Origin of the sequence: Bacillus sp. FSL R5-0712 (assembly GCF_038593285.1) — a bacterium.
Taxonomy (GTDB): Bacteria; Bacillota; Bacilli; order Bacillales; family Bacillaceae; genus Bacillus; species Bacillus safensis.
The window spans coordinates 3,802,904-3,827,049 of record NZ_CP151981.1; the positions used below are offsets into that span (position 1 = coordinate 3,802,904).

26 protein-coding genes are annotated in these 24,146 nt (G+C 41.8%); 5 read left to right on the top strand and 21 right to left on the bottom strand.

Translation table 11 applies throughout. The features are described 5' to 3' along the window. Positions 1-39: 39 nt before the first annotated feature. From rplI to NSU11_RS19570, 3 genes are read right to left on the bottom strand one after another with little or no spacing between them, the layout of a single operon-like run. Positions 40-489 (bottom strand): 50S ribosomal protein L9, encoded by a 450-nt coding sequence (gene rplI, locus NSU11_RS19560; protein WP_008359128.1) that lies wholly within the window; start codon positions 487-489, stop codon positions 40-42. After that, complete coding sequence (locus tag NSU11_RS19565) at positions 486-2,465, bottom strand: DHH family phosphoesterase (protein ID WP_024427639.1); 1,980 nt, start codon at positions 2,463-2,465, stop codon at positions 486-488. The genes rplI and NSU11_RS19565 overlap by 4 nt, the downstream gene beginning before the upstream one ends. A gap of 30 nt (positions 2,466-2,495) precedes the next feature. Beyond that, positions 2,496-3,434: a YybS family protein gene (locus tag NSU11_RS19570; RefSeq protein WP_268423078.1), complete on the bottom strand. Its 939-nt coding sequence runs from the start codon at positions 3,432-3,434 to the stop codon at positions 2,496-2,498. Positions 3,435-3,737: 303 nt separating this feature from the next. Here NSU11_RS19570 and NSU11_RS19575 point away from each other — a divergent pair, with 303 nt between their 5' ends. Further along, complete coding sequence (locus NSU11_RS19575) at positions 3,738-4,664, top strand: manganese-dependent inorganic pyrophosphatase (RefSeq protein ID WP_024424048.1); 927 nt, start codon at positions 3,738-3,740, stop codon at positions 4,662-4,664. A gap of 55 nt (positions 4,665-4,719) precedes the next feature. Here NSU11_RS19575 and NSU11_RS19580 read toward each other — a convergent pair whose 3' ends face one another. From NSU11_RS19580 to NSU11_RS19590, 3 genes are all read right to left on the bottom strand, one after another. Then, positions 4,720-5,574, bottom strand: a complete 855-nt coding sequence (locus NSU11_RS19580) for a DUF3298 and DUF4163 domain-containing protein (protein WP_024427641.1) — start codon at positions 5,572-5,574, stop codon at positions 4,720-4,722. Further along, positions 5,575-6,069, bottom strand: coding sequence for an RNA polymerase sigma factor (locus tag NSU11_RS19585; RefSeq protein ID WP_024424050.1), 495 nt, complete (start codon positions 6,067-6,069; stop codon positions 5,575-5,577). A 149-nt stretch (positions 6,070-6,218) separates the two neighbouring features. Next, positions 6,219-6,878, bottom strand: a complete 660-nt coding sequence (locus NSU11_RS19590) for an aspartate/glutamate racemase family protein (RefSeq protein ID WP_120208899.1) — start codon at positions 6,876-6,878, stop codon at positions 6,219-6,221. A gap of 105 nt (positions 6,879-6,983) precedes the next feature. On the opposite strand from NSU11_RS19590, the gene katX reads away from it, so the two are divergent. After that, complete coding sequence (katX, locus tag NSU11_RS19595; RefSeq protein WP_311164984.1) at positions 6,984-8,573, top strand: catalase KatX; 1,590 nt, start codon at positions 6,984-6,986, stop codon at positions 8,571-8,573. 49 nt (positions 8,574-8,622) lie between these two features. Here katX and wrbA read toward each other — a convergent pair whose 3' ends face one another. From wrbA to NSU11_RS19645, 10 genes are all read right to left on the bottom strand, one after another. Next, complete coding sequence (wrbA, locus tag NSU11_RS19600; protein WP_034283654.1) at positions 8,623-9,237, bottom strand: NAD(P)H:quinone oxidoreductase; 615 nt, start codon at positions 9,235-9,237, stop codon at positions 8,623-8,625. 72 nt (positions 9,238-9,309) lie between these two features. Next, positions 9,310-9,918 (bottom strand): alpha/beta hydrolase, encoded by a 609-nt coding sequence (locus NSU11_RS19605; RefSeq protein WP_034622294.1) that lies wholly within the window; start codon positions 9,916-9,918, stop codon positions 9,310-9,312. Further along, on the bottom strand, positions 9,915-10,886 hold the full coding sequence (locus NSU11_RS19610) for a ring-cleaving dioxygenase (protein ID WP_342493741.1): 972 nt from the start codon (positions 10,884-10,886) through the stop codon (positions 9,915-9,917). Before NSU11_RS19610 ends, NSU11_RS19605 begins: the two co-directional genes overlap by 4 nt. A gap of 191 nt (positions 10,887-11,077) precedes the next feature. Next, on the bottom strand, positions 11,078-12,595 hold the full coding sequence (locus NSU11_RS19615) for an ABC transporter permease/substrate-binding protein (RefSeq protein ID WP_311164985.1): 1,518 nt from the start codon (positions 12,593-12,595) through the stop codon (positions 11,078-11,080). Continuing rightward, the gene (locus NSU11_RS19620; protein ID WP_024424057.1) at positions 12,588-13,553 is read right to left on the bottom strand and encodes an ABC transporter ATP-binding protein; all 966 of its coding nucleotides are present in this window, start codon (positions 13,551-13,553) and stop codon (positions 12,588-12,590) included. The genes NSU11_RS19615 and NSU11_RS19620 overlap by 8 nt, the downstream gene beginning before the upstream one ends. 202 nt (positions 13,554-13,755) lie before the next feature. Beyond that, complete coding sequence (gene rpsR, locus NSU11_RS19625) at positions 13,756-13,995, bottom strand: 30S ribosomal protein S18 (protein ID WP_008359105.1); 240 nt, start codon at positions 13,993-13,995, stop codon at positions 13,756-13,758. 40 nt (positions 13,996-14,035) lie between these two features. Beyond that, positions 14,036-14,578 carry a single-stranded DNA-binding protein SsbA gene (gene ssbA, locus NSU11_RS19630; protein ID WP_007497456.1) on the bottom strand — a complete coding sequence of 181 codons (543 nt, stop codon included), beginning with the start codon at positions 14,576-14,578 and terminating at the stop codon, positions 14,036-14,038. A 36-nt stretch (positions 14,579-14,614) separates the two neighbouring features. After that, positions 14,615-14,902: a 30S ribosomal protein S6 gene (gene rpsF, locus NSU11_RS19635; RefSeq protein ID WP_024424058.1), complete on the bottom strand. Its 288-nt coding sequence runs from the start codon at positions 14,900-14,902 to the stop codon at positions 14,615-14,617. Between the two features lie 108 nt (positions 14,903-15,010). Continuing rightward, positions 15,011-16,111, bottom strand: a complete 1,101-nt coding sequence (gene ychF, locus NSU11_RS19640) for a redox-regulated ATPase YchF (RefSeq protein WP_024424059.1) — start codon at positions 16,109-16,111, stop codon at positions 15,011-15,013. 216 nt (positions 16,112-16,327) lie between these two features. Further along, complete coding sequence (locus NSU11_RS19645; RefSeq protein WP_008347561.1) at positions 16,328-16,534, bottom strand: DUF951 domain-containing protein; 207 nt, start codon at positions 16,532-16,534, stop codon at positions 16,328-16,330. A 295-nt stretch (positions 16,535-16,829) separates the two neighbouring features. On the opposite strand from NSU11_RS19645, the gene NSU11_RS19650 reads away from it, so the two are divergent. Beyond that, positions 16,830-18,149: a hypothetical protein gene (locus NSU11_RS19650; RefSeq protein WP_041118454.1), complete on the top strand. Its 1,320-nt coding sequence runs from the start codon at positions 16,830-16,832 to the stop codon at positions 18,147-18,149. 15 nt (positions 18,150-18,164) lie between these two features. Beyond that, the gene (locus tag NSU11_RS19655) at positions 18,165-18,575 is read left to right on the top strand and encodes a hypothetical protein (protein ID WP_024424061.1); all 411 of its coding nucleotides are present in this window, start codon (positions 18,165-18,167) and stop codon (positions 18,573-18,575) included. Between the two features lie 25 nt (positions 18,576-18,600). Here NSU11_RS19655 and NSU11_RS19660 read toward each other — a convergent pair whose 3' ends face one another. Further along, entirely contained in the window at positions 18,601-19,656 is a 1,056-nt protein-coding gene (locus tag NSU11_RS19660) for a hypothetical protein (protein WP_080652961.1), read from the bottom strand. 72 nt (positions 19,657-19,728) lie between these two features. On the opposite strand from NSU11_RS19660, the gene yyaC reads away from it, so the two are divergent. Continuing rightward, a complete protein-coding gene (yyaC, locus tag NSU11_RS19665) occupies positions 19,729-20,355 on the top strand; it encodes a spore protease YyaC (RefSeq protein WP_024424063.1) in 627 nt (208 codons plus the stop codon). 25 nt (positions 20,356-20,380) lie between these two features. Here the strand turns inward: yyaC and NSU11_RS19670 are convergent, their stop codons facing one another. The 4 genes from NSU11_RS19670 to rsmG all read right to left on the bottom strand — a co-directional run bounded on the left by NSU11_RS19670 (position 20,381) and on the right by rsmG (position 24,134). Next, the gene (locus NSU11_RS19670) at positions 20,381-21,235 is read right to left on the bottom strand and encodes a ParB/RepB/Spo0J family partition protein (RefSeq protein WP_171464858.1); all 855 of its coding nucleotides are present in this window, start codon (positions 21,233-21,235) and stop codon (positions 20,381-20,383) included. Continuing rightward, on the bottom strand, positions 21,228-21,989 hold the full coding sequence (soj, locus tag NSU11_RS19675) for a sporulation initiation inhibitor protein Soj (RefSeq protein ID WP_008360890.1): 762 nt from the start codon (positions 21,987-21,989) through the stop codon (positions 21,228-21,230). Before soj ends, NSU11_RS19670 begins: the two co-directional genes overlap by 8 nt. 444 nt (positions 21,990-22,433) lie before the next feature. Beyond that, entirely contained in the window at positions 22,434-23,309 is an 876-nt protein-coding gene (gene noc / locus NSU11_RS19680; RefSeq protein ID WP_024424067.1) for a nucleoid occlusion protein, read from the bottom strand. Positions 23,310-23,414: 105 nt separating this feature from the next. Continuing rightward, a complete protein-coding gene (gene rsmG / locus NSU11_RS19685; RefSeq protein WP_024424068.1) occupies positions 23,415-24,134 on the bottom strand; it encodes a 16S rRNA (guanine(527)-N(7))-methyltransferase RsmG in 720 nt (239 codons plus the stop codon). Positions 24,135-24,146: the final 12 nt, after the last annotated feature.

The following is a 24,146-nucleotide window of genomic DNA, read 5'->3' on the forward strand; positions in this document are numbered from 1 at the left end:
AAAAGAACCCGCCTCCTCGTGAGACGGGTTCTTTTCTGCTTATGCCTGCTCTGTCACATGTACCTTTAACGTTGCTTGTACCTCTGGATGAAGCTTTACCGGTACATTTGTATAACCTAACGCACGGATGGCGTCATTCAGCTCGATTTTGCGCTTATCGAGTTTAATTTGATGATCTTTTTGCAATTTATCAGCGATTTGTTTGCTTGTAATTGAGCCAAACAAACGGCCGCCTTCACCTGATTTTGCAGTGAGTTCCACTGTTAACGCCTCAAGTGTTTCTTTTAATTGTTTTGCTTGTTCAAGCTCTTGGATGGCATTCTTTTTCTCTTTGTTTTTCTGCCCTTCCAAAGCGCTTAGGTTCGTTGGAGTTGCTTCAACAGCTAACCCTTGTTTGATGAGAAAGTTGTGAGCGTATCCGTCAGCTACATTCTTGACTTCGCCTTTTTTCCCTTTGCCTTTTACGTCTTTTAGAAAGATGACTTTCATCTTTGAACCCCTCCTTCGAAATATTCGTCTATGGCAGCCTTTAACTTCCCTACCGCTTCTTCAATGGTTATACCATAAATCTGGGTAGCAGCGTTAGTCAAATGGCCGCCGCCGTCTAATGCTTCCATAATAATTTGAACGTTGATATCCCCTAATGATCTAGCACTAATGCATACCGTGTCGTCATCTCGTCTAGCGACAGCAAATGACGCTTCTACCTCACTCATTGACAACAGGGAATCCGCTGTCTGGGCAATCGTAATTTGATCATAATACTCCGACCTGTCAGATGGCAACGAAGCAATGGCCACCTGATTCTGATACAGCTCTGTATGCTGAATGAGTTTTGCTCGTTTGATGTAATGATCGACTGTTTCTTTTAAGAACTTTTGCACAAGGACAGGATCTGCTCCCTTTGCACGAAGATAGGATGCTGCATCGAACGTTCTTGACCCCGTTCTCAGAGAGAAACTCTTCGTATCAACAATGATCCCAGCCAGAAGCGCAGTCGCCTCAATCATGTTAATACGTAATTTCTTCGGCTGATACTCTAAGAGCTCTGTCACAAGCTCTGCTGTAGATGAAGCATACGGCTCCATATAAACAAGTAAAGGATCACGGATAAATTCCTCCCCGCGTCTATGATGGTCAATGACCACGACGTTTTCAATCTTATTCAGCAGTCGTTCCTCCATGACGAGAGACGGTTTATGTGTATCCACGACCACAAGCAATGTGTCATCCTTTGCAAGCTCCATTGCTTCCTCTGGTGTGATAAAACGTGACCAAAGCTCTTCATAATTCTTAATTTCACTAATTAAGCGTTGAACACTGTCGCCAATCTGGTTGGCATCAATGACAATATAACCTTCTTTTCCATTGGCCTGGGCAACCTTTAAAATCCCAATGGATGCACCGATTGAGTCCATGTCTGGGAACTTATGCCCCATGATCATGACATTACCGCTTTCAGATACAATTTCTTTTAAAGCATGAGAAATGACCCGTGCGCGTACGCGTGTCCGTTTCTCCATTGGATTCGTTTTTCCACCGTAGAATTTCACTTTTCCATTCGGCTGTTTAATGGCGACCTGATCCCCGCCTCGTCCGAGGGCAAGGTCAAGACTCGACTGCGCAAGTGCTCCAAGCTCTTTCAAGGAAGGAACGGACGCACCGATCCCGATACTCAGAGTGAGCGTCGCACTATGTGCCCCTGTTTTCTCACGGACCTCGTCTAAAATGGAGAATTTCGACGCTTCAAGCTCAGCTAAAATACTCTCATTTAGAACCGCCATAAATCGTTCAGACGAAATTCTCTTCAGGAAAATACCGTATTCTTGTGCCCAATTGTTGAGCAAAGACGTCACTTCACTATTAATCGCGCTGCGCACTTGATCATCAAGTCCCTGCGTGACATCGTCGTAGTTGTCTAAAAAGATATAAGATAACACCGTTCGTTCATTTTCGTACTGTCGTTCAATCTGTACCTGTTCCGTGACATCAAAGAAATATAAAAGGCGCTCTGACCGTTTAATAATGACTTTGAATTTCCGGTCATTCAGCGTCACATTTTCGGTCTCGACCTCTTGTTTAATAAGAGGCACAATGGACTCGAATGTATCGTACAAGGATCTGCCGACAAGTGTGCTTTCATGAAAGCATGAAGCGAGAAATGGATTGGTCCATTCGATATAATACTGATCATTAAACAGCATAATACCAATTGGCATCTCCATTAATGCTTCTTCTCCAACCTTTTTGACTCGATAGGATAATGTTGAAATATATGAATCAATCTCTTTCTGCACTTGCGTATCTGCCCACTTTAAGAAGTAGAGCACACCTGCAAGGACGAAAAGACCAACCGCTCCTATGATCCAATTGAAATAAAGGTTGAGGAGGACTGTGACCACCGCAAGAACAATTAACGCGAAGATCGGATACTTGATGACAGGTTTTCTATAGAAGCTTGGCACTGATATCAACTCCTCAACATTCAGAGTGAATTATTTGTTTTTTACTTTTTCTCTTAAATCAAAGCCTATGTCAGCAATCCCTATAATTCGCACAATCACACCGATCGGCGGAAAGAAAACCGTTAACACAACAGCGAAAATGGGTACCGCTTTTGAGATGTTTTTTTCGTGGCAATAATAGAAGAGAAAAGAAAATCCCTGAATAAGCACCAGTATAAATAAAATTTGAAACGCACTCGTTTGAACGAGCCATAAAAAGCTGCCTTTTTCCGTCTGAATCAGCATCAAAAGCAATGTGAGTAAATAATACCATACCATGCTTTTTGGCAGCCGCATATCCTTAAATTTCTTCAAGGACGGCATGTCTTTGACAAACCGTTTGAGCAGAGGCTGCACGAACCAGTGATTCACGAAAGCCATCAGGGTGACCAAAATCAATAACGCTACAGGTAAAGCACTTAATGCCGTATCCTGCATCTCTTTAAACTGTTTGAGCTGTTTGGCTATGTCCTTTTCAGAAGCCCCGGATTGCTTTAAAACACTCTCTACCATCGGCATCATTTGCTCAATCGACTCTTTCGCAATATTCATGATATCGATTTGAAAGAGCTGAACACTGATAACAAAGGAGATGAGAATACTGAACAAATAAATCAGCGCACCTGTAATGATGGCATTCCCAGGCTGCCTTCTGCTGTAGAAAACACCCATGCCTAATCCGACGGCAATTAAGATAGGTGCACTCATGAGCCCAGCCATAGACCCAATTAAAAAGCTGATCACTATGCCAATAGCGCCAGCAGCAATTCCTTTTTTCAAGCCGTGTCTGATTGTATAGAGGATGATCGGAATCGGAGCAGCTAGAAAGAAAATAATGGATAATAGCGGCACATATAAATAAAACAGCATCATGACCGCGAAAATACTCATCATGATTGCGCCCTCTACTAACGCTTTTGTTTGTTTCACACCTTCACCTCTATCCAATCCTTTTGTTTATATCTTGCTCAATGTGTACTTCTATGTATACGTATGATGTCAGCTCCATCATGTCTTGCCCCAACCTTTATTTTACCATAGCGGTAAATCTCAAGTAAAATACAGGCTGTCCTGGGAGCGTTTCACGTGGAACACCGATATGGAATGGCACATGCAAGTTTTCAAACAGCATGTTACAATTTTTTAGATTATTCTTAGCTATAAACCCTGAATTCAAGGTCAAAAGCTGTTAGAATAGAAACATCATCAATAAATGTAAGAAGGAGAATTCACATGGGAAAAACACTCGTATTCGGACACAAAAATCCTGACACAGACACGATTTGTTCTGCTATTGCTTACGCTGATTTGAAAAACAAAATCGGCGTTCAGGCAGAAGCCGTCAGACTTGGAGAAATCAATGGAGAAACACAATACGCATTAGATTTCTTTAAACAAGAAGCACCTCGTTTCATTGAAACGGCTGCAAACGAAACAAAGCAAGTCATTCTTGTCGATCATAACGAATTCCAGCAAAGTGTAAGCGATATTGATCAAGTACAAGTAACTGAGGTCATTGACCACCACCGTATTGCCAACTTTGAAACAAGTGAACCTCTTTACTATCGTGCAGAGCCTGTAGGCTGTACAGCAACGATCTTAAACAAAATGTATAAAGAAAACCAAGTGACGATTGAAAAAGAAATCGCTGGTTTGCTTTTATCTGCGATTATTTCTGATTCCTTACTATTCAAATCCCCAACATGCACACAGCAAGATATCGATGCTGCACATGAGCTTGCAAAAATCGCAGGGGTAGATCCAGAAGTTTACGGCCTAGACATGCTGAAAGCAGGCGCTGATCTAAGCCAAAAAACGGTTCAAGAATTAATTACACTTGATGCAAAAGAATTCGCACTAGGCAAAAGCAAGGTGGAAATTGCACAAGTCAATACAGTAGATATCGCTGAAGTGACAGCAAGACAGGCTGACATTGAAGCGAAAATCAATGAAGTCATTGCAGCAAAAGGTCTTGACCTATTTGTTCTAGTCATCACAGATATTTTAGAAAATGACTCCCTTGCTCTTGCACTCGGTGCAGAAGCAGCAAAAGTAGAAAAAGCATTTAACGTCACACTTGAAAACAACACAGCTTTACTAAAAGGTGTTGTATCAAGAAAGAAACAAGTCGTACCTGCACTGACAGACGCACTTTCTTAATAAAACACGACAAGACTGCTGAATTGTTCAGCAGTCTTTTTTGTCTGTCTTCTTTTTAATGAATGTACGTATCACTAACGAGAACATCCTTTAGCACGCTTGTTGGGATCGTAAATTCAACAACACCCATGTAACCAGGAGCCACATCATATTCATTAAAGGAAATCACAAGCTTTCCTTTTGAATTGATATAGAAGTTTTGATCCGGCTTAATTTTCTTAAATGGATCTGTTTCTTCCTTGCCAATCCAGTATATTTTGTCTGAATCCTCTTTCATCTGTTTCTTCATTTGTTCTTTAATATTTTCACTAATCACATCAATATAACGATTATCTTTAAACAGGCTTGGTAATGTAATGAGGACATGGTTTTTCTTATCAACCGTATCATATGTCATTTCCTCTGCCGCAGAAGCCTGAGTCGTCACCTTGTATCGGCCTAGTGAAAGGATTTGATCATTGTTCGTTCTCACTTCATAACCGCTCTCAACACTTAAATGACCATTTTTATAACCCTTTGTTTCCTTTTCAAAATCTTGATACAGCTTTTTGTTTTCAGCTAAATATTTTTGATTCAGGCTGTCTTGTAATGTTCCGTCCCCAAGTCCTGAAACGTGTGGTGTTTTAAGATCAATATTCGTTCCTTGATCGCTCTTTTTAAATTCTGTAAACGTTACGACTTTCACCAGCTCGCCAATGACAGGCACCTCTGAAATCGCTCTTGCTGCCTGTGGACTGACATTAACCGTTGTAACAAAAAGAGCAGCAGCCGCAACAAGTCCGATGGTCCATTGCTGAAAATGAGGTTTTTTATTTTTTCTTTTTAACGTTCGTTCAACCATCGCATCATATTCCGGTGGAATAGGGATTTCTAAATATTCATCTTTTAAATGTTCCAAATACTTATCCATTTAAATTTCCTCCTGTGATAATTCTACTTTTAAAAGCCGCAGCGCCTTATATAATCTTGTTTTAATGGTGTTTTCATTTTCATCGAGAATCTGGGCGATGTCCTCTAATTTTAAATCTTCAAAGAATCTCAAAATAATGATGACTCGATACATCTCAGGCAAATCCTCTATAGCCCGTTTGACGTCTTGATCCTCGTATACATCTGATTCTCCCTGTGATAAGAATTCAAGCGTATCATCATCTGTCACCTGCACCCGCTTCTTCTTTCGTAAAAAGTCTAGGGCAGTGTTCACCACGATCTTATAAAACCAGCTATGCATCTTGCTCGCATCCTCTAATCGGTGAACAGATTTGAGTGCTTTATGAATGGCCTCCTGAACAACATCCATAGCATCTTCTGGGTTTTTGACATAACTATAGGACAACCGATAAAAACTGTGTTTATGCTCCATGACGTAATCCGCAAATTGATCATCTATTTTTCGTTTCTTCATTTTACAAAGAGCTCCTTTATCTTAAATGCGCATCTGTTATTTCTTACATTGGATAGACGCGCGCCTTTTGAAAATAGTTTGCGCTCGGTTATTTTTTTAACATGTCATCGCATTTACGTTCCTATACAAAAAGAGCGAACCAGATGGGTTCACTCTTTCCAAGCAGATAGTGTTTGATGGACAAACTGTTTTAGTGGAGAAAGCGGATGAATAATAGGAACGCCTGTCTCCCGCTCCACCTGCTTTGCCGCACGAACCATCGAAAGCTGCATCACACAAATGTCTCTCCCTTTTTGCTTCATACATTTTCTCAGCTGCTCCTTGATTTGTTCATCATAGGCTTGCATATCACCGTTTAGGCAGAGATGAAAGACATCCTCCATCACAACCATTTCTACTTCAAGCTGTTTGCCCCGCTCTGTGGCATATGATTCAAGCCGATGCATCGTCCCTTCCACTGTATCTGGGTTGGAAAACACCAGTTGAATAGGCCTTTGTTTCTCACAAATCAGCTCAAATAACGGTTCATCGATCGGAACAATCGGTTGTTTAAAGAGCTGCTGCTGATCACCCAAAGCGGCAATGTATTGTGTACACGTGAGCAGAATGAGATCGGCTTCAATTTCCTGTTTTAATCTGTTGATAGCATACGTTTGCTGCTTGTGTTGATCAAATGCAGGATCTTGTGTCGCGCGTTCTATAAATGATGAATCGACCGTGTGATGCAAATCAACATCTGTATCACCAAACGCATCTTCTATATATGACTGATTGGATGGATGGGCGTGAAGGCAGTGTAATCGAATCATCAGGCTCGCTCCTCGTGAAAGTTTTCAATCATTATATCAATCCTTGTATGAAATAGGGAGCAACATGACCATATTGTTAGGGAGATATTAAAGGAGGGATCCTAATTGAAAGAAGATCAACAGCTTAAATCATCTTCAGAGTCAGAAGAAACCTTAACGAATCGGCAAGGTCATCCCGTAACAGATAATCAAAATATGAGAACTGTCGGGAATAGAGGACCCACTACGCTTGAAAACTACGATTTCCTAGAAAAAATCAGTCATTTTGATCGTGAACGCATCCCTGAACGTGTTGTACATGCACGCGGTGCCGGAGCTCACGGTTACTTTGAAGCCTACGGCACATTCGGGGATGAGCCCATCTCCACCTATACGAGGGCAAAATTGTTTCAGGAAAAAGGGAAAAAGACGCCTGTTTTCGTTCGTTTTTCTTCTGTGATTCACGGCGGTCATTCGCCAGAAACATTACGTGATCCGAGAGGGTTTGCGATTAAATTTTATACAGAGGAAGGCAACTGGGATCTCGTAGGGAACAACCTGAAAATTTTCTTTATTCGAGATGCTTTAAAGTTCCCTGATTTGGTTCATGCCTTTAAGCCGGATCCTGTCACCAATCGTCAGGACGGCGAGCGTATTTTTGATTTTGTCTCACAATCACCTGAGGCGACGCATATGGTGACATTTCTCTTTTCACCATGGGGCATCCCAGCTACATACCGGCACATGCAAGGCTCAGGTGTCCATGCGTACAAATGGGTCAACCATGAAGGAAAAGCGGTGCTGGTTAAATATCATTTTGAACCAAAACAAGGCATTCGCAACCTGACCCAAGAACAGGCGCAAGCGATCCAGGGAGAAAATTTTAACCATGCCACACAGGATTTATATGAAGCGATTGAGCAAGGAGATTATCCTGAATGGGAGGTATATGCACAGATCATGGAAGATGATGCCCACCCTCACCTCGACTTTGACCCGCTAGACCCTACAAAGCTTTGGTACAAGGATGACTATCCATGGAAACCAATCGGACGGATGGTATTAAACAAAAATCCAGAAAACTATTTCGCAGAAGTCGAGCAGGTTGCCTTTGGGACTGGCGTACTCGTAGACGGTTTAGATTTCTCAGATGATAAATTGCTTCAAGGCCGTACCTTCTCCTACTCTGACACGCAGCGATATCGTGTAGGGCCAAACTATTTACAGCTGCCGATCAATGCACCGAAAAAGCATGTCGCCACCAATCAGCGAGACGGGCAAATGGAATACCATGTCGATCAAGGCAAAGGCCAAAACCCTCATGTGAATTATGAGCCGTCGATCCTCGGAGGATTAAAAGAAGCCAAACAGGATGGAAAGGATCATACGCCTTTTGTAGAAGGTGAAGTCAAACGAGAAGCCATTGACCGCCCAAACAACTTTGGACAAGCGGGAGAAACGTATCGCCGTTTTAATGATTGGGAGCGTGAGGAACTGATTAAGAACTTAGTCAATACTCTTGCGACATGTCAAAAGGACATTCAAGACCAAATGATTGAAAACTTTACAAAAGCAGACCCTGATTACGGAAAACGTGTCGCTGACGGCTTAAAAGCCTTTAAACAAGAGCAGTCAAGCGGACCTATCGGCTCTACAGGCGCTGCTCAAGCCGTGGACGAAGCCATCAACAACAGCACACCATCAGATCCTTATTAATGAAAAAAAGAATGCAGCGGCGAGGCTGCATTCTTTTTGTATACATCTATTAAGCGTTTTGACCTTTTTTGATCCATTCAGCCACATTGACTGTACGTTTTGCCTGATGTTTCACAGCTGCTTCTGCATCCTCTTGGATTTTTCCATTTTGGTCAACAGTGACACTTACGCCATAAGGGTTGCCCCCTGCACCGTATAAGGAATCATCTGTGTATCCAGGAGCGGCAATAATGGCTCCCCAGTGGAACATCGTCGTATATAGGCTGAGAACCGTCTGCTCCTGTCCGCCATTTGCGTTTTGAGCTGAAGTCATCGCGCTGACTGCTTTGTTTGCCAATTTACCTTGGAACCACAAGCCGCCTGTTGTATCTAAGAACTGCTTCATTTGAGCTGGCAGGTTACCGAAACGTGTCGGCATGCTAAAGATGATAGCATCTGCCCACTCTAAATCACTTAATTGAACCTCTGGCACATCCTTTGTTTCGTCTAAATGTGCTTTCCATGCTGGATTTGAAGCGACAACTGCTTCTGGTGCCAATTCAGCAACCTTTAATACTTTGACCTCTGCGCCAGCTTCTTTTGCTCCAGCTTCAGCCCATTTCGCCATCTGATAGTTTGTACCTGTTGAACTATAATAAATAATCGCTAATTTTACGTTTTCCATTTGTTCCAGCTCCTTTTGTTTGTTTTGCCCAAAAAGCTTCTGTAAAAATCCCACCTGTATTCCCCACCTTATTTAAAATTGACGACGATACCATAAAGCCGCAGCATCGACTTCTTCTCTCGTTAGCTGATGTCCGCGATTTTCCCAATGAAGTGTAACCGATGCGCCTGCACCCTGGAGCAATTGCTCCAGCTCCTGTGATTCCTCTGGACGGCACATTGGGTCATTTTCACCAGCTGCTATAAAGACTTGTTTCCCCGCTAATGAAGGCAACGAAACCCCGCGTCTTGGAACCATTGGATGATGCAGGATAGCTCCTTTTAAAGCATCCCCATAATGGAATAACAAGCTTCCAGCAATGTTTGCCCCATTGGAATATCCGATAGCCACCACATTGTGACGATCAAACCCATATTCATCAGCTGCTTCGCCGATAAATGTATATAGTTCCTCTGTACGCTCAATCAAATCCTGCTCATCAAATACACCCTCTGCCAAACGTCTGAAAAAACGCGGCATGCCGTTTTCTAATACATTCCCTCTCACACTAAGAACAGATGCATCAGGATCTACTATCTGTGCAAGCGGCAATAAATCTTCTTCTGTCCCGCCAGTTCCATGCAGTAATAACAGGACAGGTCTTTGTTCATTCTTTCCTTTTCGAAAAAGATGCTTCATCATGAATCTCCTTTCCCTTTAACTTCTCTCACTTCAATTGGCAGTACAATTTGTTCAATCTGACTGCGCTGCGTCTCATATTGCGGTGGCAGTTTCAATGCTTCACCCATTGTTTCCACTGATTCGTCGTGTGCAAACCCTGGAGGATCAGTAGCAATCTCAAATAATATGCCGCCAAGCTCTCTAAAATAAATAGCATTAAAATAATTTCGATCTTGCACAGGTGTCACTTGATACCCGCTTTGTGCAATATGTCTTTGCCAATCTAATTGATCCTGATCATTTGTTGCTCTCCATGCAATATGGTGCACAACTCCAACACCCATACGTCCTCGTGGAACAGGTGTGATGTTCACATCAATGACATTGCCTATTTCACCAAACGAACGGAATCTCACATAGTCTCCTTCTTCTCCGACTCGTTCAAGTCCCATCGTTTGCTCTAGCAGCTGCATTGTTTGCTCCGGCTGTGAAGTTAATAAAACAGCTCCGCCAAATCCTTTAATGGCTACATCTGGTGTGACACCGTTAAATGTCCACTCGTTTTGCTTTCCTTCCGCACGCTCTACTAGCTCAATCAATAAGCCGTGTGGATCTTCAAATGAGAGAAAAGCTTCCCCAAAACGTTCAACCATTTCATAAGAGACATTAAACTGCTCAAGACGATCCTTCCAGAAAGAAAAAGCGCCTGTCGGTACGACATATGTTGTCACGCCCACTTGCCCTGCACCAATTTGACCTTTTTGTGCCCCCGGCCAAGGGAAAAACGTAATAATGGTCCCTGGAGAGCCGCCTTCATTTCCAAAATATAAATGGTATGTGCCCGGATCATCAAAATTCACGGTCTTCTTCACGAGACGAAGTCCTAAAACACCTGCATAAAAATCAACGTTCTCCTGAGGATGACCGACAATAGCTGTAATATGGTGAATTCCTTCTGTTTTTTTCACTTCTAATGACCTCCTAATCATGAAGTAATAAGCCTCTATTCATTATGTCTTTACTGACGTCTTTATATTATCTCGAATTCGAGATATTAGATCAAAAAAATATATTTATCTCGAATTAAGGATATGATGTTTTTAAGTAAATGTCAATGATTTTTGTTTTTCTTTTAAAAAAGCAGAGCTGTTTTGCATGAAACAGCCCTGCTTTCCCTTGATTATTTCAGCAATTTTTTCTTTTTTAAATAGGCCTTCGCTACCTGAAATGCATCCTTCCCCTTCACATTGACTTCATAATTCATTTCTCTCATCTCTTCGTCTGTGATTTGACCCGCAAGCTTATTGAGAGAGGTCTCAATCTCAGGGAATTCAGTTAATGTCTCCTGCCTGAGCAGCGGTGCTCCTTGATATGGCGGGAAAACATGCTGATCATCATGAAGCACCTTTAATTTGTATTGTCTCAATTCACTGTCTGTCGAATACGCATCGACTAAATTGATATCTCCTTTTTGAATCGCACGATACCGTAGCTTCGGCTCCATCGTCACAACATCGTCAAAGGAAAATTGATAGGCTTTTTGAATGCCTCGATACCCATCCTGACGATCAGAAAACTCTAAGGTGAATCCAGCTTTTATGCGGTTTTTGATCTTACCTAGATCTGAAATGTTGGACACTTCATATTGATCAGCCAGTGACTGCGGCACGGCTAAAGCATACGTATTGTTGTATGCCATGGGCTCAAGAAGGCGAAGCTGAAAGGACGATTCCAATCCACGCCGCGCTTGCTCATACACTTTTCTTTTATCTGTGCTTTTTGCTGTTTCTTTGAGGAATTCAGAAATCGCTGTACCCGTAAACTCAGGATAAATATCGATATCACCAGAGTGTAAAGCCTGGAAAACAAAGGACGTCTTACCAAGACCGGGCTTCAGGTTCACTTGAATATCTGTATCCTGTTCAATTAAAAGCTTATACATCGAGATCAAAATCTCAGGCTCTGATCCTAACTTCCCGCCAATAGTGATTTCTTTCTTTTCGTGCTGAAACAGCGAGGGGGCAGCGACAACTGCTCCTGCAATCAGAGCAAAAATAGTCACAGAGATCACAGTCTTTTTAAAGGAAATTTTCTCAAAAGTACGCAGCACCACATCAAATAGTAGAGCGAGTAAGGCAGCTGGTATCGCGCCAATGACAATGAGAGACATATCATTTCGATCAATTCCCAGCAAGATTAAGCTTCCTAATCCCCCAGCCCCGATCAGTGCTGCCAGGGTGGCGGTCCCCACAATGAGTACCATCCCGGTTCGGATACCCGCCATGATGACTGGCATGGCAAGAGGAAGCTCCACCTTTAATAACCGTTTGCGATGATTCATCCCCATAGCAAGCGCCGCTTCTCTCAGAGAAGGATCAACCTCCTGAATGCCTGTATATGTATTTCTTAAAATAGGGAGTAGGGCATAGACCACAAGCGCAATAATCGCAGGTACTTGCCCAATCCCCACAAGAGGAATCAACAAGCCAAGAAGTGCGAGCGACGGAATCGTTTGCAAGACGGCCGTCACCCCGATGATCCACTCCGCTAGCTTTGGAACCCTCGTTAAATAGATACCTAATGGAATAGCAATCAAAATCGCTAAAAATAAAGCAATAAAAGAAATTTGAATATGCTCAAGTAAGGCGTGTCCCAATTGTTCTTTGCGTTCCCATAACACACGGGTCCAATCATTCATGTGACTCGCCCCTCTCTTTAGGAGAATCAGCTAAATACTGAATCACTGCTTGACGATTCACTAGTCCAATCCGCTCTCCATTCTTTTCAACAGCCAATTCCTCGTGCTTTGCCAATTGAGACAAGACTTCATCCAGCGGGGCATCTGCTGAGACCGCCTCATAGGGTAAAAGAGCTTCGTGGGCTATCGGTTGTGCCAAGGTTTCCAGCTCAAAAGCTTGATGTCCCACATGACGGGCAGCCCCTGAAACAAACTCCTGTACAAAGGCATTGGCTGGATGTTGAACCAACTCCTCAGGACGTCCGATCTGCACTACTTTTCCTTCATTCATCACACAAATCCGATCACCCAGCTTCATAGCTTCCTGCATATCATGCGTCACAAAAACAATGGTTTTTTGTATACGGCGCTGCAAATCAAGCAGATCATCCTGCAATTTCTCCCTCGTTAGTGGATCTAACGCACTAAAAGGTTCATCCATCAGGACAATCTCAGGATCAGCTGCAAGTGCACGTGCCACACCGACACGCTGCTGCTGTCCACCAGAGAGCTCTGCTGGCTTTCGATGCCGATACATAGCAGGATCAAGCCCGACCATCAACATGAGTTCATCGACACGCTGATTGGTCTCATTCCGGCTCCATTGTTTAAGCTCTGGCACCACAGCAATATTTTCTTCTATGGTCATATGAGGAAAAAGCGCAATTTGCTGCAAAACATAACCGATATCCCAGCGCAGCTCATACATATCATAATCACTTATTTTTTGACCCTTTATGTAAATCTCACCTTCTGTAGAAGAAATGAGGCGATTGATCATTTTCAATGTCGTCGTTTTCCCGCTGCCACTAGGTCCAATCAATACAAAAAACTCACCTTTCTGAATCTCCAAATCAACGGATTGAACGGCATAGCGCTCATCAGAGAATTGCATCGATACCTTTTTAAATTCAATCATCTTCCCACGCCCTGACTGCAATTATTTTCTAGACTATCAATATGACAGATCAACCACATATTTGTATAGAATAAACTGTCACTTTTACATACTTCCCTTCGGTTGAGTGTCAAAAACAACTCTAGCAAAAATAGATGAGATTCACAGTGGGGAAAATAAAAAAAGCGAAGAGCTCGGGGCTCTCCGCTTTTAAGTCAACGACTTACTCACCAGTAACGTATGGAAGTAATGCCATTTGACGTGATCTTTTGATCGCTAAAGTCAATTTACGTTGATACTTAGCGCTAGTTCCTGTTACACGACGAGGTAAAATTTTACCACGCTCAGAAACAAACTTTCTAAGAAGATCAACATCTTTGTAATCGATGTGCGTGATACCGTTAGAAGTAAAGAAACATACTTTACGACGTTTCGCACGACCGCCTCTGCGTCCACCTGCCATTTGTTTTCACACCTTTCCTTTAGTCATTTTTTCAGATCAATTAGAATGGCAAATCATCATCGGAGATGTCAATCGGTTTACCATCGTTCGCAAATGGGTCATCATTAAAGCTATTTCCCTGATTACGATTTTGGTTGTTTTGATTGCCATATGGATTTTGACTTGGTTCATTTCCAAATGGATTCTGATCGTTTTGGCTACCGCCATAATACTGGCCTCCGCTATTGCCACCGCCGCTGTATCCACCTGAACCAGCACCGCCGCTCTTAGGCTCAAGAAATTGAACACTTTCAGCTTGAACCTCTGTCACGAAGACACGCTGTCCTTGCTGATTTTCATAGTTTCTTGTCTGCAAACGACCGTCTACACCGGCAAGACTTCCTTTTTTCAAGAAATTAGCCACGTTCTCGGCTTGTCTTCTCCAAGTAACACAGTTAATGAAATCGGCTTCACGCTCTCCAGATTGATTCGTAAACGTACGATTCACAGCTAGAGTAAACGTGGCTACAGCCGCACCATTAGGCGTGTAGCGAAGCTCAGGGTCTTTTGTTAGTCTTCCGACCAATACAACACGGTTTAGCATATTGAAAGACCACCTTTAAATATATATTTCAATGATTTATACTTCTTCTTTAACAACAATGTGGCGAATGATATCGTCACTGATCTTAGCTAAGCGGTCAAATTCTTGAACTGCTGCAGCGTCAGATTGAACGTTTACGATTTGGTAGAAACCGTCACGGAAATCGTTGATTTCGTATGCAAGACGACGTTTACCCCAATCCTTTGTTCCAGTGATCTCCGCACCGTTAGAAGTTAACACGTTATTGAAACGCTCGATAACTGCTTTTTTAGCCTCATCGTCAACTGTTGGGCGGATGATGTACATAACTTCGTACTTTCTCATCTGATTGCACCTCCTTTTGGTCTAAGCGGCCCTAAACGGGCAAGGAGCAATAAATTATATTACTCACAATTGTATATTATAACAAATTACTTGGCCTATGACAAGAACCTATACATTAAAACGGAAATGAATGACGTCTCCATCTTTCACTACATATTCTTTACCTTCTAGACGAACTTTTCCTGCTTCTTTAGCAGCAGACATGCTTCCGCCAGCTAGTAAATCCTCATACGCAACCGTTTCAGCACGAATAAATCCACGCTCGAAGTCTGTGTGAATGATTCCAGCACATTCTGGCGCTTTCATTCCTTTTTTAAATGTCCAAGCACGTACCTCTTGCTCACCTGCTGTGAAATACGTAGCTAATCCTAGAAGAGAGTAAGATGCTCTAATTAGCTGATCAAGCCCTGACTCATTAATACCAAGCTCTTCAAGGAACATTTGCTTCTCTTCTCCTTCAAGCTCTGCAATTTCAGACTCGATCTTCGCACAAACGACGATAACTTCAGCGTTTTCACCAGAAGCAAACTCACGGATTTGCTGCACATATTCGTTGCCCTCATGATCCGCTACTTCATCCTCACTCACATTTGCTACATAAAGGACTGGTTTAGATGTGAGTAAATGAAGCTGTTTCACAAGCTTTTGCTGCTCATCAGTAAATTCTACAGATCTTGCCGATTTCCCAGCTTCAAATGCGTTCATTAGCTTCGACAAAATCTCAAATTCAGCTACTGCTTCCTTGTCCTTTTGTTTTGCAAGCTTACTCACACGAGCTAAACGCTTTTCAACTGTTTCTAAATCAGCCAAAATCAATTCGAGATTAATCGTTTCAATATCTGCCACAGGATCAACCTTACCAGCTACGTGTGTAATGTTATCATCTGCAAAAGCTCTGACCACGTGACAAATCGCATCTACTTGTCGAATATGAGAAAGGAATTTATTCCCTAAACCTTCACCTTTAGATGCACCTTTGACAATACCCGCAATATCAGTGAATTCGAAAGCAGTGGGAACTGTCTTTTTCGGCTGCACCAATTCTGTTAGCTTTTGTAAACGCTCGTCAGGAACTTCTACAATTCCGACGTTTGGATCAATAGTACAAAACGGATAGTTAGCAGACTCCGCTCCAGCCTGTGTAATTGCATTAAATAGCGTTGACTTCCCGACGTTAGGTAAGCCAACAATACCAGCTGTTAAAGCCATTCTTTCATCTCCTCTATATCAAACGTGCTCGTTATACTGCGTAATATGAACCTAGAGCAATTATAAGTAGGTTTACATGAAAAGACAAGCTAACCATCATGCATTTTCAATAGAAGAAACATCGTTAAAAAGAATAAATCAATGCTTCAAAACGAGATAATGCACCTGGCTTTGCTGTAGAAAAGACAAATTTAATAAAAAAAGCATGAGGCCTACTTAAGCAGTTGGCTCCTCATGCTTGACGAGAATTTTCTTCATTTTTCGTTCAAAATCTCTTCTTGGGATCATCACGCTGTGTCCGCAGCCTTCACATTTAATACGGATATCCATGCCCAAACGAATGACCTTCCACCGATTGGCACCACATGGATGGGGCTTTTTCATTTCTACAACATCATGTAACCCAAACGCTTTGTCTGCCATCAGCCTTCACCTCTCCTTGCTCACTTCATTGAATCTATTGTACAAAAAAACGGCGATGAAGGGCAATGCACAAAACAAAGAGTCTCTTTCAATCGTTCATCCTATTCTTTTTTAGAGAAAAAACCCTTCTTTTAGATCATTTTATTTGTGACCAATAGTTACTTAAACTCCGTTTTTTTTCAATATTGTCACAAACACTGTAGGTCAAAAGGTTTTTATTGGTAGAACGCGGTGGTTTTTCCATATTTTTTGATTTATGATATCTGCATAAATGTTATGTGAGGGAGCAGGTACGATGGTCAATCGAAAGGATAGATTAACTGATAAAGAATATAAAATCATATCCGATCATGCTGGAAATATCGACAATTACCAGCAGCACCATACGATAGAAATTGGTCAGCAAACACTCACTGTCCACGATTTTCTAAAGATCGACCAAAAATTATATGGTTTAACGATGCAGCCGGAACAATCAGATGAATTCATCGTCGCTTTTCACTGTCCGCTGCCACATCAAACGAGGGTGACATCTAAGCAAGATGTACACAACGTGGCACAGTCATTGCTCAAAACAGACTATGCCTATCCAATTGAAAGAAAGTCCCTTGACGGCAATCAAGACCATGTCTTTTTTAAAGGGAAGGAATACATAGAGAAAGTCTGTCAGAAGCATCCGAATGCAGGTATCCACCTCACTGGACAAGCACTTGCCGGTGCTGTTTGTGCTTATATTGCAACAGAACAGCCAGCTGTCAAAAAAGCCGTTACCTTTGACAGCCCAAATATATGGAGCAGCCTATCGCCTTCGATTCAGCAAAAGGCGCAGCAAGGTCAATATAAACGCATGTTGACTGAATATATTCAGCCTAGTCATTACGTCGGTTTACTCAATCGTCATGATCAAGGAGTTGGGCAAGTCAAGTACACCGTACCGCCACGGCAGCAAGACTCAGTCCAAGAATCCGTTAAATACAAAAAAAGGGAAATTGACACCTTTTTAAAATCAGCTTTTGCATCTATGAATATAGAATGGAACGAATCCTTTGATACAAATGCTTTTTTAGCTCTCGTTTCAGGTGAATTCAAAGCAAATGGATATTCGTTCCATCCAAATGGGTCTGCCCGTATTTTAGATGAACAGCTTGATCATAATACAAGTTTTACAGCCATGCTGCTGCAAGAAATTCATTCTGGACGTGCATATGCACAAAGCGGACTTGAAATTATCATAAAATCCCATTTACTAAAAAATTCATCCTATGATCTGCAAAGCATTATTGAACATGAAGTGCACACTGTATTTGAAAAAATCGATGGAATTGATGAAAGTGTAAAAGACGCCGTCCATCATGTAAAACAAGAGCTTAAAGGACTCGTAGGCTTTGGCCACTATGATTTATTAAGTCATAGTGATGTGGAAGCACTGGTAGACGAAGTGAGGATGGAACAGTCGCATTCCTCCTTTTATTCACACGAAAAACAGCTGAATGCCTTGTACACCCTGAGGGATTACGAACAAGAGCTTTCTGCTCTTTCAAGACATATGTACACAATGGGTGATGACTACGCCAAGGCAGATAGACGCCTTGCAATGCAAATGGGTATTCATTAAGAAAGGAGTCATCGCATGATCAATCAAAATAAGCCTCCTAGTGACGCCCAGCGTTTCTTGCAAAATGTGAGTGCCCGCCGCTCCATGTCTGTATTCGAAAATCAATCGGCACCACACACACAAACACAGTCTCCAGAAGAAATGGCCGCCATTCAGGCCATGCGCAGAGAAGGACAGCGAAAGGATCTAAAACGGCTGCTCAAAATGCGGCTGCACGACGAATTAGCAAATACTCGCGTGCACTTGGAGTATCAATTGGCTAAAACAGAAGACATGATAAACCAGACGACCATTGTCAAACAACACATTTCCCAGCATTTAAAGGGACAGGCCATTTCAGAATTAGAGGATCGTCTCCAGCGTCTCAAGCAAATGCCTGTCTATGATGATATCAAAGAAGCTATTGATTCAATTCAGATCAAATAAGCACAGCTCTAAAAAAGAGAGGTGCTTATTTTGTTTTATCAATATAATTTTTAGGACGAGAAAATATCTTTTTACTTAAAATCGGATACAGCATTAAACAGACGAGCAAATAAAGATTCAACAAACTATAAATTGGATACAAGAAAGCAATCAAATCAGCAAATCCAAGAGATGTTAAAGGTGCCATCAAAAGAAGCATCACCAATACAACCAGCCAGCGAGGCATTCGTACAAAAGAAAGCATCCGGCTTGATAATCCAAATAAACCCGCTGCCGTCGTCGTATAAATTGCTAGACAAAGGACAACGGTCATAAACACAAACAAAGAAGTCGGCGCCCCTTCTAATACTGTAAACAAAGGAATTCCCTCTGATGAAAGGCTTCCAGAAATATCAACCAGTATTTCGTTATACACATACGAGATGACACCAAAAATAAGACCGCTTAATATACTCGCCACCTTGGCTTCCCCAAGCCCCTTCATTTCTTTCCCAACCGAAGACAGCACTGCCACGACAGATAATATATTCAAAGAAGCAAAGACAATGCTGGCAGGCCAATTGTACTGCTGCCCAAAATCAATACGCCACATATGATCATGATTCATATAATAAAAAACAAACGCATAGATGAGCCCCGCCACCAAAATTGGTATAATGAAAGCATTCACAGATAAAAGCCCTTTCACATCCCAGAAAAAAATCATAAATGAAAACAAACAAAACGCGCCGATGCCAATCCAAAAAGGCACATGATACATCTCAAGAGTCACCCCGCCGCCGGCAATCATGACCGTCGTTGTCGTGAATAAATATAGGACAATTAAAACGTCATACACCTTAGCCAGCCATGGACCGACAAGCCGTTCCAGCACTGGCACAAAGTGATCGGCACGCACCTCATAACTGATTTTTAACACCACATAGGTAGACAGCATAAACATCAATGTAAACAGTAGAATGGCTAGTCCGCTATCAATGCCAAAAAACTGCCAAATTTCCTGGCCGGAAGCATATCCCGCTCCTATTAAGCTTCCTAAAATTAAAAGCGTCCACCTTGAACCAGCCTTCCACACAATCATCACCTCATAGGTATAGAATTAAGCTTGTTTCCGTATACTGATACTAACTACTATGACAAGGAAGTGAGACCTATGAATAGCAAGAACGGTCTTTTTTTTAGAAATAGGGTAAAAGAATACGTGTCCCATACGGATACAAACGCCATTCAACAGCTTAAAAGTATTTTATTCTCGCATCTTCAGAAAGCAGGAAAAAGACCCGTTGCCATCGTCTGTATTGGAACAGACCGCTCAACTGGCGACTCTCTAGGTCCACTTGTTGGTACAAAGCTTTCAGGTCTGGATTTGAAAAAGCTTCATGTATATGGAACACTCTCTGACCCAGTGCATGCGGTCAATTTAAAAGAAAAACTCGCTGAAATTGAACAAGCTCATAAACACCCGTTTATTGTAGCGGTTGATGCCTGTTTAGGAAGAGTGAAAAGTGTCGGTTCCTTCCAAATTGGAGATGGTCCGTTAAAGCCTGGAGCTGGTGTCCAAAAGGAGCTGCCAGAGGTAGGAGATATTCATATTAATGGGATCGTCAATGTGAGTGGTTTCATGGAATACTTCGTCCTTCAAAACACACGTCTTCATCTTGTCATGTCTATGGCCAATACACTTTCTGAAAGTCTATCTCACATTGACCAAATGGATTGGACGAGAGAAAAAAGCCGGTCTCTCTTCACCCCTATTCAAAATATCACTGGAAGAATATAAAAAAGACCATCTCATATCAAGATGGTCACTCTGATGATTCCTTCGTAGAAAGCAATTCAAGGATTCTTTCTAAATCTTCATTCGAGAGGAATTCAATCTCAATTTTCCCTTTTTTCTTCTGTTTCTTGATCGTCACGGAAGTACCAAAGTAGTTTTGTAAGAAAGACTCTCTTTCTTTCAACACTCGATCCTTTGGTGCTTCTTTTTTCTTTGTTTCACGTGGAACATTTTCGTTTAACTGCTGAACAAGTTTCTCAACCTGTCGTACGTTTAACCCCTCATCCACGATTTTCTTTACCAAAGGCGCCAGCTTCTTTTTGTTCTTTAAGCTGAGCAATGTGCGGCCATGTCCCATTGATAACGTTCCATTTGCAATCAGCTTTTGGATGTCATCCGGTAAAGTCAACAGACGGAGATGGTTCGCAATATGCGGTCTGCTTTTCCCTAATCGCTTCGCTAATTCCTCTTGCGTCACACTTAGATGATCCAGCAAGGAAGCATATGCTTCCGCTTCCTCTAGTGGAGATAGATCCTCACGCTGTAGGTTTTCTAAGAGGGCAATTTCTCTCATCAGTGTTTCTGAAAACTCTCGAACGATTGCAGGAATTGTTGTCAGACCAGCTTGTTGTGCTGCGCGGAAACGGCGTTCTCCTGCTACTATGTCATATCCTTTAATCGATTTACGAACAATGATCGGCTGTAAAACCCCGTGCTGCTGAATCGATTCTTTCAGATCAGACAATGCATCATCATCAAACGTTTTCCTTGGTTGATACGGATTCGGACGCAAATCCTTTAATTTGATTTCTTCAACCGTTTCTTCATTTGAGTCTACATTGTTAAATAGTGCATTAATACCCTTTCCAAGACCTTTAGCCATTCGCATCCACTTCCTTTGCTAAGTCTAAATAGACATCTGCACCTCTTGAACGTGGATCATACAAGATAATCGGCTTTCCATGACTAGGCGCTTCACTCAGCCTCACATTTCTCGGAATGACGGTTTGATAGACTTTATCTCTAAAGTACTTCTTCACTTCTTCGATTACCTGAATCCCAAGGTTTGTTCGGGCATCAAGCATTGTCAGCAAGACACCTTCAATGGCAAGATCGGTATTTAAATGTTTCTGCACGAGACGAACTGTGTTTAACAATTGGCTCAATCCTTCAAGCGCATAATATTCGCACTGAACTGGTATTAAAACGGAATCGGATGCAGTTAACGCATTAATCGTCAGCAGTCCAAGTGATGGCGGGCAGTCAATAATCATATAATCATAATTCTGCTTAACAGATTCAAGTGCTCTCTTCAGCCTCACTTCACGTGAGATTGTAGGCACAAGCTCTATTTCAGCCCCTGCAAGCTGTATTGTCGCAGGAATGACATCAAGATTTTCGACCTCTGTCGTCTTAATCACATCAAGAACATCTGCATCATCAACTAAAATATCGTACACACACTTTTCTACGTCGGCTTTCTCAATCCCAATACCACTCGTGGCATTGCCCTGCGGATCAATATCAACTAACAACACTCGTTTGCCTATGTATGCTAAACACGCACCCAAATTAACAGAAGTTGTCGTCTTCCCGACGCCGCCCTTCTGGTTGGTAATCGCTATGATTTTTCCCACGATGTCACCCACTTTCAACTTAACAAGTTTCTCATTCATTCATACTTTCTATTCTATCAAAAAAAGTATGAAACGTTTGCTTTTTTTGTTTCCCTATTATAAATTCGTCGGTGAATGTGCCTTTTCGTACATAAAAGTAAGAATGAAAACGCATCGAAAAAGTATATTGATATATCTTTTTGGATGTCTGAATTCAATTGTACGGCATTTGCTCACAAGGCTGGGTTATTGTTTGTCCACAAGTCATAGTTCTTGGATCAGCTTCAGCAATCATCAAGGGGATCGTTCCCTCTTGGTGCGAATGCTGTACAGTCACTTCTTTAGACATACCGCTTTGTTTCATCATGTTTTTATCATTTCATTTGCAAAAGCAAACAGTAAATAACAAATGATAATAAAAAGATTTACAAAAAAAGCTGACGAGAGGCGCTCATCAGCTTTTTTCTATTTAGGAATTCGAATCGTTAATTGGATATATTCCTCAAACTCTTCTTCCTCGGTATTTATTTTAAGTCCGCTGTCTTCTACCATGTGGAGAGACTGACGAATGGTATTCATCGCAATTCGTGTATCACGACTAAACGCCTTACGTTTTGGCTTCGGTTTGCGATCCGTTTTTTGTTCAAGCATCTTCACTACACGCTCTTCAGTCTGTTTCACATTCAACTGCTTTTCGATGATTTCCTGCAATAGCGCGATTTGTAATTCTGGAAGCTTTAGGGGCACAAGTGAACGTGCATGCCTTTCAGAGATTTTTTTCTCTAAAATGGCTTGTTGTACCTCTTCAGGCAACTTTAAAAGTCTTAATTTGTTTGCAACAGTTGATTGTCCCTTGCCTAAACGCTGAGCAAGCGCCTCTTGTGTTAAATCATGAAGCTCTAAAAGACGTGCATAAGCATGAGCCTCTTCAATAGAAGACAGCTCTTCTCTTTGCAAATTTTCAATCAATGCCACAGATGCCGTTTCCGTATCAGTAAAATCTTTTATAATAGCGGGGATTTTCTCCCATTGAAGAGTCTGTACCGCCCTCCAACGTCTTTCGCCGGCGATCAGTTCATATTTTCCTTCTTCTTCTGTTGGTCTAACAACAATCGGTTGGATAATGCCATGGGTATGAATCGTCGTGGCCAGCTCTTGTATCTTTTCTTCTGAAAAAATGGTGCGTGGCTGAAAACGGTTTGGCATAATTGTGTCGACCGGGAGCTCCTGTATCTCTTCCTTTAATGTATCATGCTCAGCAATCTCTGCCTCTATTTCGGTTTCACGCTCAGGATGTTCTTTGTCTCCAAGCCCGAAGAAGCGTGAGAGTGAATGCTTCATGAACCTACACCACCTTTAAAAACTACCTTTTTATAATTCTATTTTCTCATGTTTTTTCCTTCTGTAAAATCATAAATATTGAAGAAAAACCGACCTTTTACATGATCAACCTTCTATTGGTGATTTATTAGGTGTTCCTGGTTTTCTAGGATATTTTTTTGGTGTTTGCTTTTTCTTTTCAATGACAATGATGTTCCGTTCGCTTTCTTCTAAAGGAAGAACAAAGGAATGCTTTTCAACAACCTCTCCTCCGAGAACTGTGACAGCTTTTTTCCCTGCTTGCATTTCTTCATCAGCGGCAGATGCTTTTAAGGCAACAAACAATCCTTCTTTTTTCACTAGAGGCAGACATAGTTCGCTCAAGACGGATAAACGTGCAACTGCTCTAGCAGTGACAAGATCATAGCTTTCACGCTTTTCCTTACGTTGTCCAAACGTTTCCGCACGATCATGATAAAAAGTAGTATCTTGTAAGTTTAATCCTTTTGCTAACTCATTGAGAAACGTAATTCGTTTCTGAAGAGAATCAACAATGGTCACATGTAGATGAGGGAAACAAATTTTAAGAGGAATGCTTGGAAAACCAGCACCAGCTCCAATATCACAAATCGTCGTCACTTTGTGAAAATCAATAAAAAATGCTGCTGATATTGAATCATAAAAATGCTTTAAATACACTTCTTCCTTTTCAGTAATGGACGTTAAATTCATTTTCTCGTTCCATTCTACAAGCATGCGGAAGTAGGTTTCAAATTGTTCAAGCTGCACAGGAGAAAGAGTGATCCCTTTCTCCTCTAGTGCTGCTGTAAATTGTTCAATGTTCATGCCGACATCCTT

Bases quoted from the DNA above. Each gene is read 5' to 3' on its own strand.
- rplI (WP_008359128.1), bottom strand. From the start codon at position 489: ATGAAAGTCATCTTTCTAAAAGACGTAAAAGGCAAAGGGAAAAAAGGC.
- ychF (WP_024424059.1), bottom strand. From the start codon at position 16,111: ATGGCTTTAACAGCTGGTATTGTTGGCTTACCTAACGTCGGGAAGTCA.
- NSU11_RS19585 (WP_024424050.1), bottom strand. From the start codon at position 6,069: ATGAAGAAACGAAAAATAGATGATCAATTTGCGGATTACGTCATGGAG.
- NSU11_RS19605 (WP_034622294.1), bottom strand. From the start codon at position 9,918: ATGATGAAGCATCTTTTTCGAAAAGGAAAGAATGAACAAAGACCTGTC.
- NSU11_RS19610 (WP_342493741.1), bottom strand. From the start codon at position 10,886: ATGATTAGGAGGTCATTAGAAGTGAAAAAAACAGAAGGAATTCACCAT.
- yyaC (WP_024424063.1), top strand. From the start codon at position 19,729: ATGAATAGCAAGAACGGTCTTTTTTTTAGAAATAGGGTAAAAGAATAC.
- rpsR (WP_008359105.1), bottom strand. From the start codon at position 13,995: ATGGCAGGTGGACGCAGAGGCGGTCGTGCGAAACGTCGTAAAGTATGT.
- NSU11_RS19620 (WP_024424057.1), bottom strand. From the start codon at position 13,553: ATGATTGAATTTAAAAAGGTATCGATGCAATTCTCTGATGAGCGCTAT.
- NSU11_RS19615 (WP_311164985.1), bottom strand. From the start codon at position 12,595: ATGAATGATTGGACCCGTGTGTTATGGGAACGCAAAGAACAATTGGGA.
- NSU11_RS19575 (WP_024424048.1), top strand. From the start codon at position 3,738: ATGGGAAAAACACTCGTATTCGGACACAAAAATCCTGACACAGACACG.
- NSU11_RS19590 (WP_120208899.1), bottom strand. From the start codon at position 6,878: ATGATTCGATTACACTGCCTTCACGCCCATCCATCCAATCAGTCATAT.
- NSU11_RS19660 (WP_080652961.1), bottom strand. From the start codon at position 19,656: ATGATTGTGTGGAAGGCTGGTTCAAGGTGGACGCTTTTAATTTTAGGA.
- wrbA (WP_034283654.1), bottom strand. From the start codon at position 9,237: ATGGAAAACGTAAAATTAGCGATTATTTATTATAGTTCAACAGGTACA.
- noc (WP_024424067.1), bottom strand. From the start codon at position 23,309: ATGAAGCATTCACTCTCACGCTTCTTCGGGCTTGGAGACAAAGAACAT.
- NSU11_RS19655 (WP_024424061.1), top strand. From the start codon at position 18,165: ATGATCAATCAAAATAAGCCTCCTAGTGACGCCCAGCGTTTCTTGCAA.
- NSU11_RS19580 (WP_024427641.1), bottom strand. From the start codon at position 5,574: ATGGATAAGTATTTGGAACATTTAAAAGATGAATATTTAGAAATCCCT.
- NSU11_RS19645 (WP_008347561.1), bottom strand. From the start codon at position 16,534: ATGGCAGACAAAGCGTTTGGGTTACATGATGTTGTAGAAATGAAAAAG.
- NSU11_RS19650 (WP_041118454.1), top strand. From the start codon at position 16,830: ATGGTCAATCGAAAGGATAGATTAACTGATAAAGAATATAAAATCATA.
- ssbA (WP_007497456.1), bottom strand. From the start codon at position 14,578: ATGCTAAACCGTGTTGTATTGGTCGGAAGACTAACAAAAGACCCTGAG.
- rpsF (WP_024424058.1), bottom strand. From the start codon at position 14,902: ATGAGAAAGTACGAAGTTATGTACATCATCCGCCCAACAGTTGACGAT.
- rsmG (WP_024424068.1), bottom strand. From the start codon at position 24,134: ATGAACATTGAACAATTTACAGCAGCACTAGAGGAGAAAGGGATCACT.
- NSU11_RS19670 (WP_171464858.1), bottom strand. From the start codon at position 21,235: ATGGCTAAAGGTCTTGGAAAGGGTATTAATGCACTATTTAACAATGTA.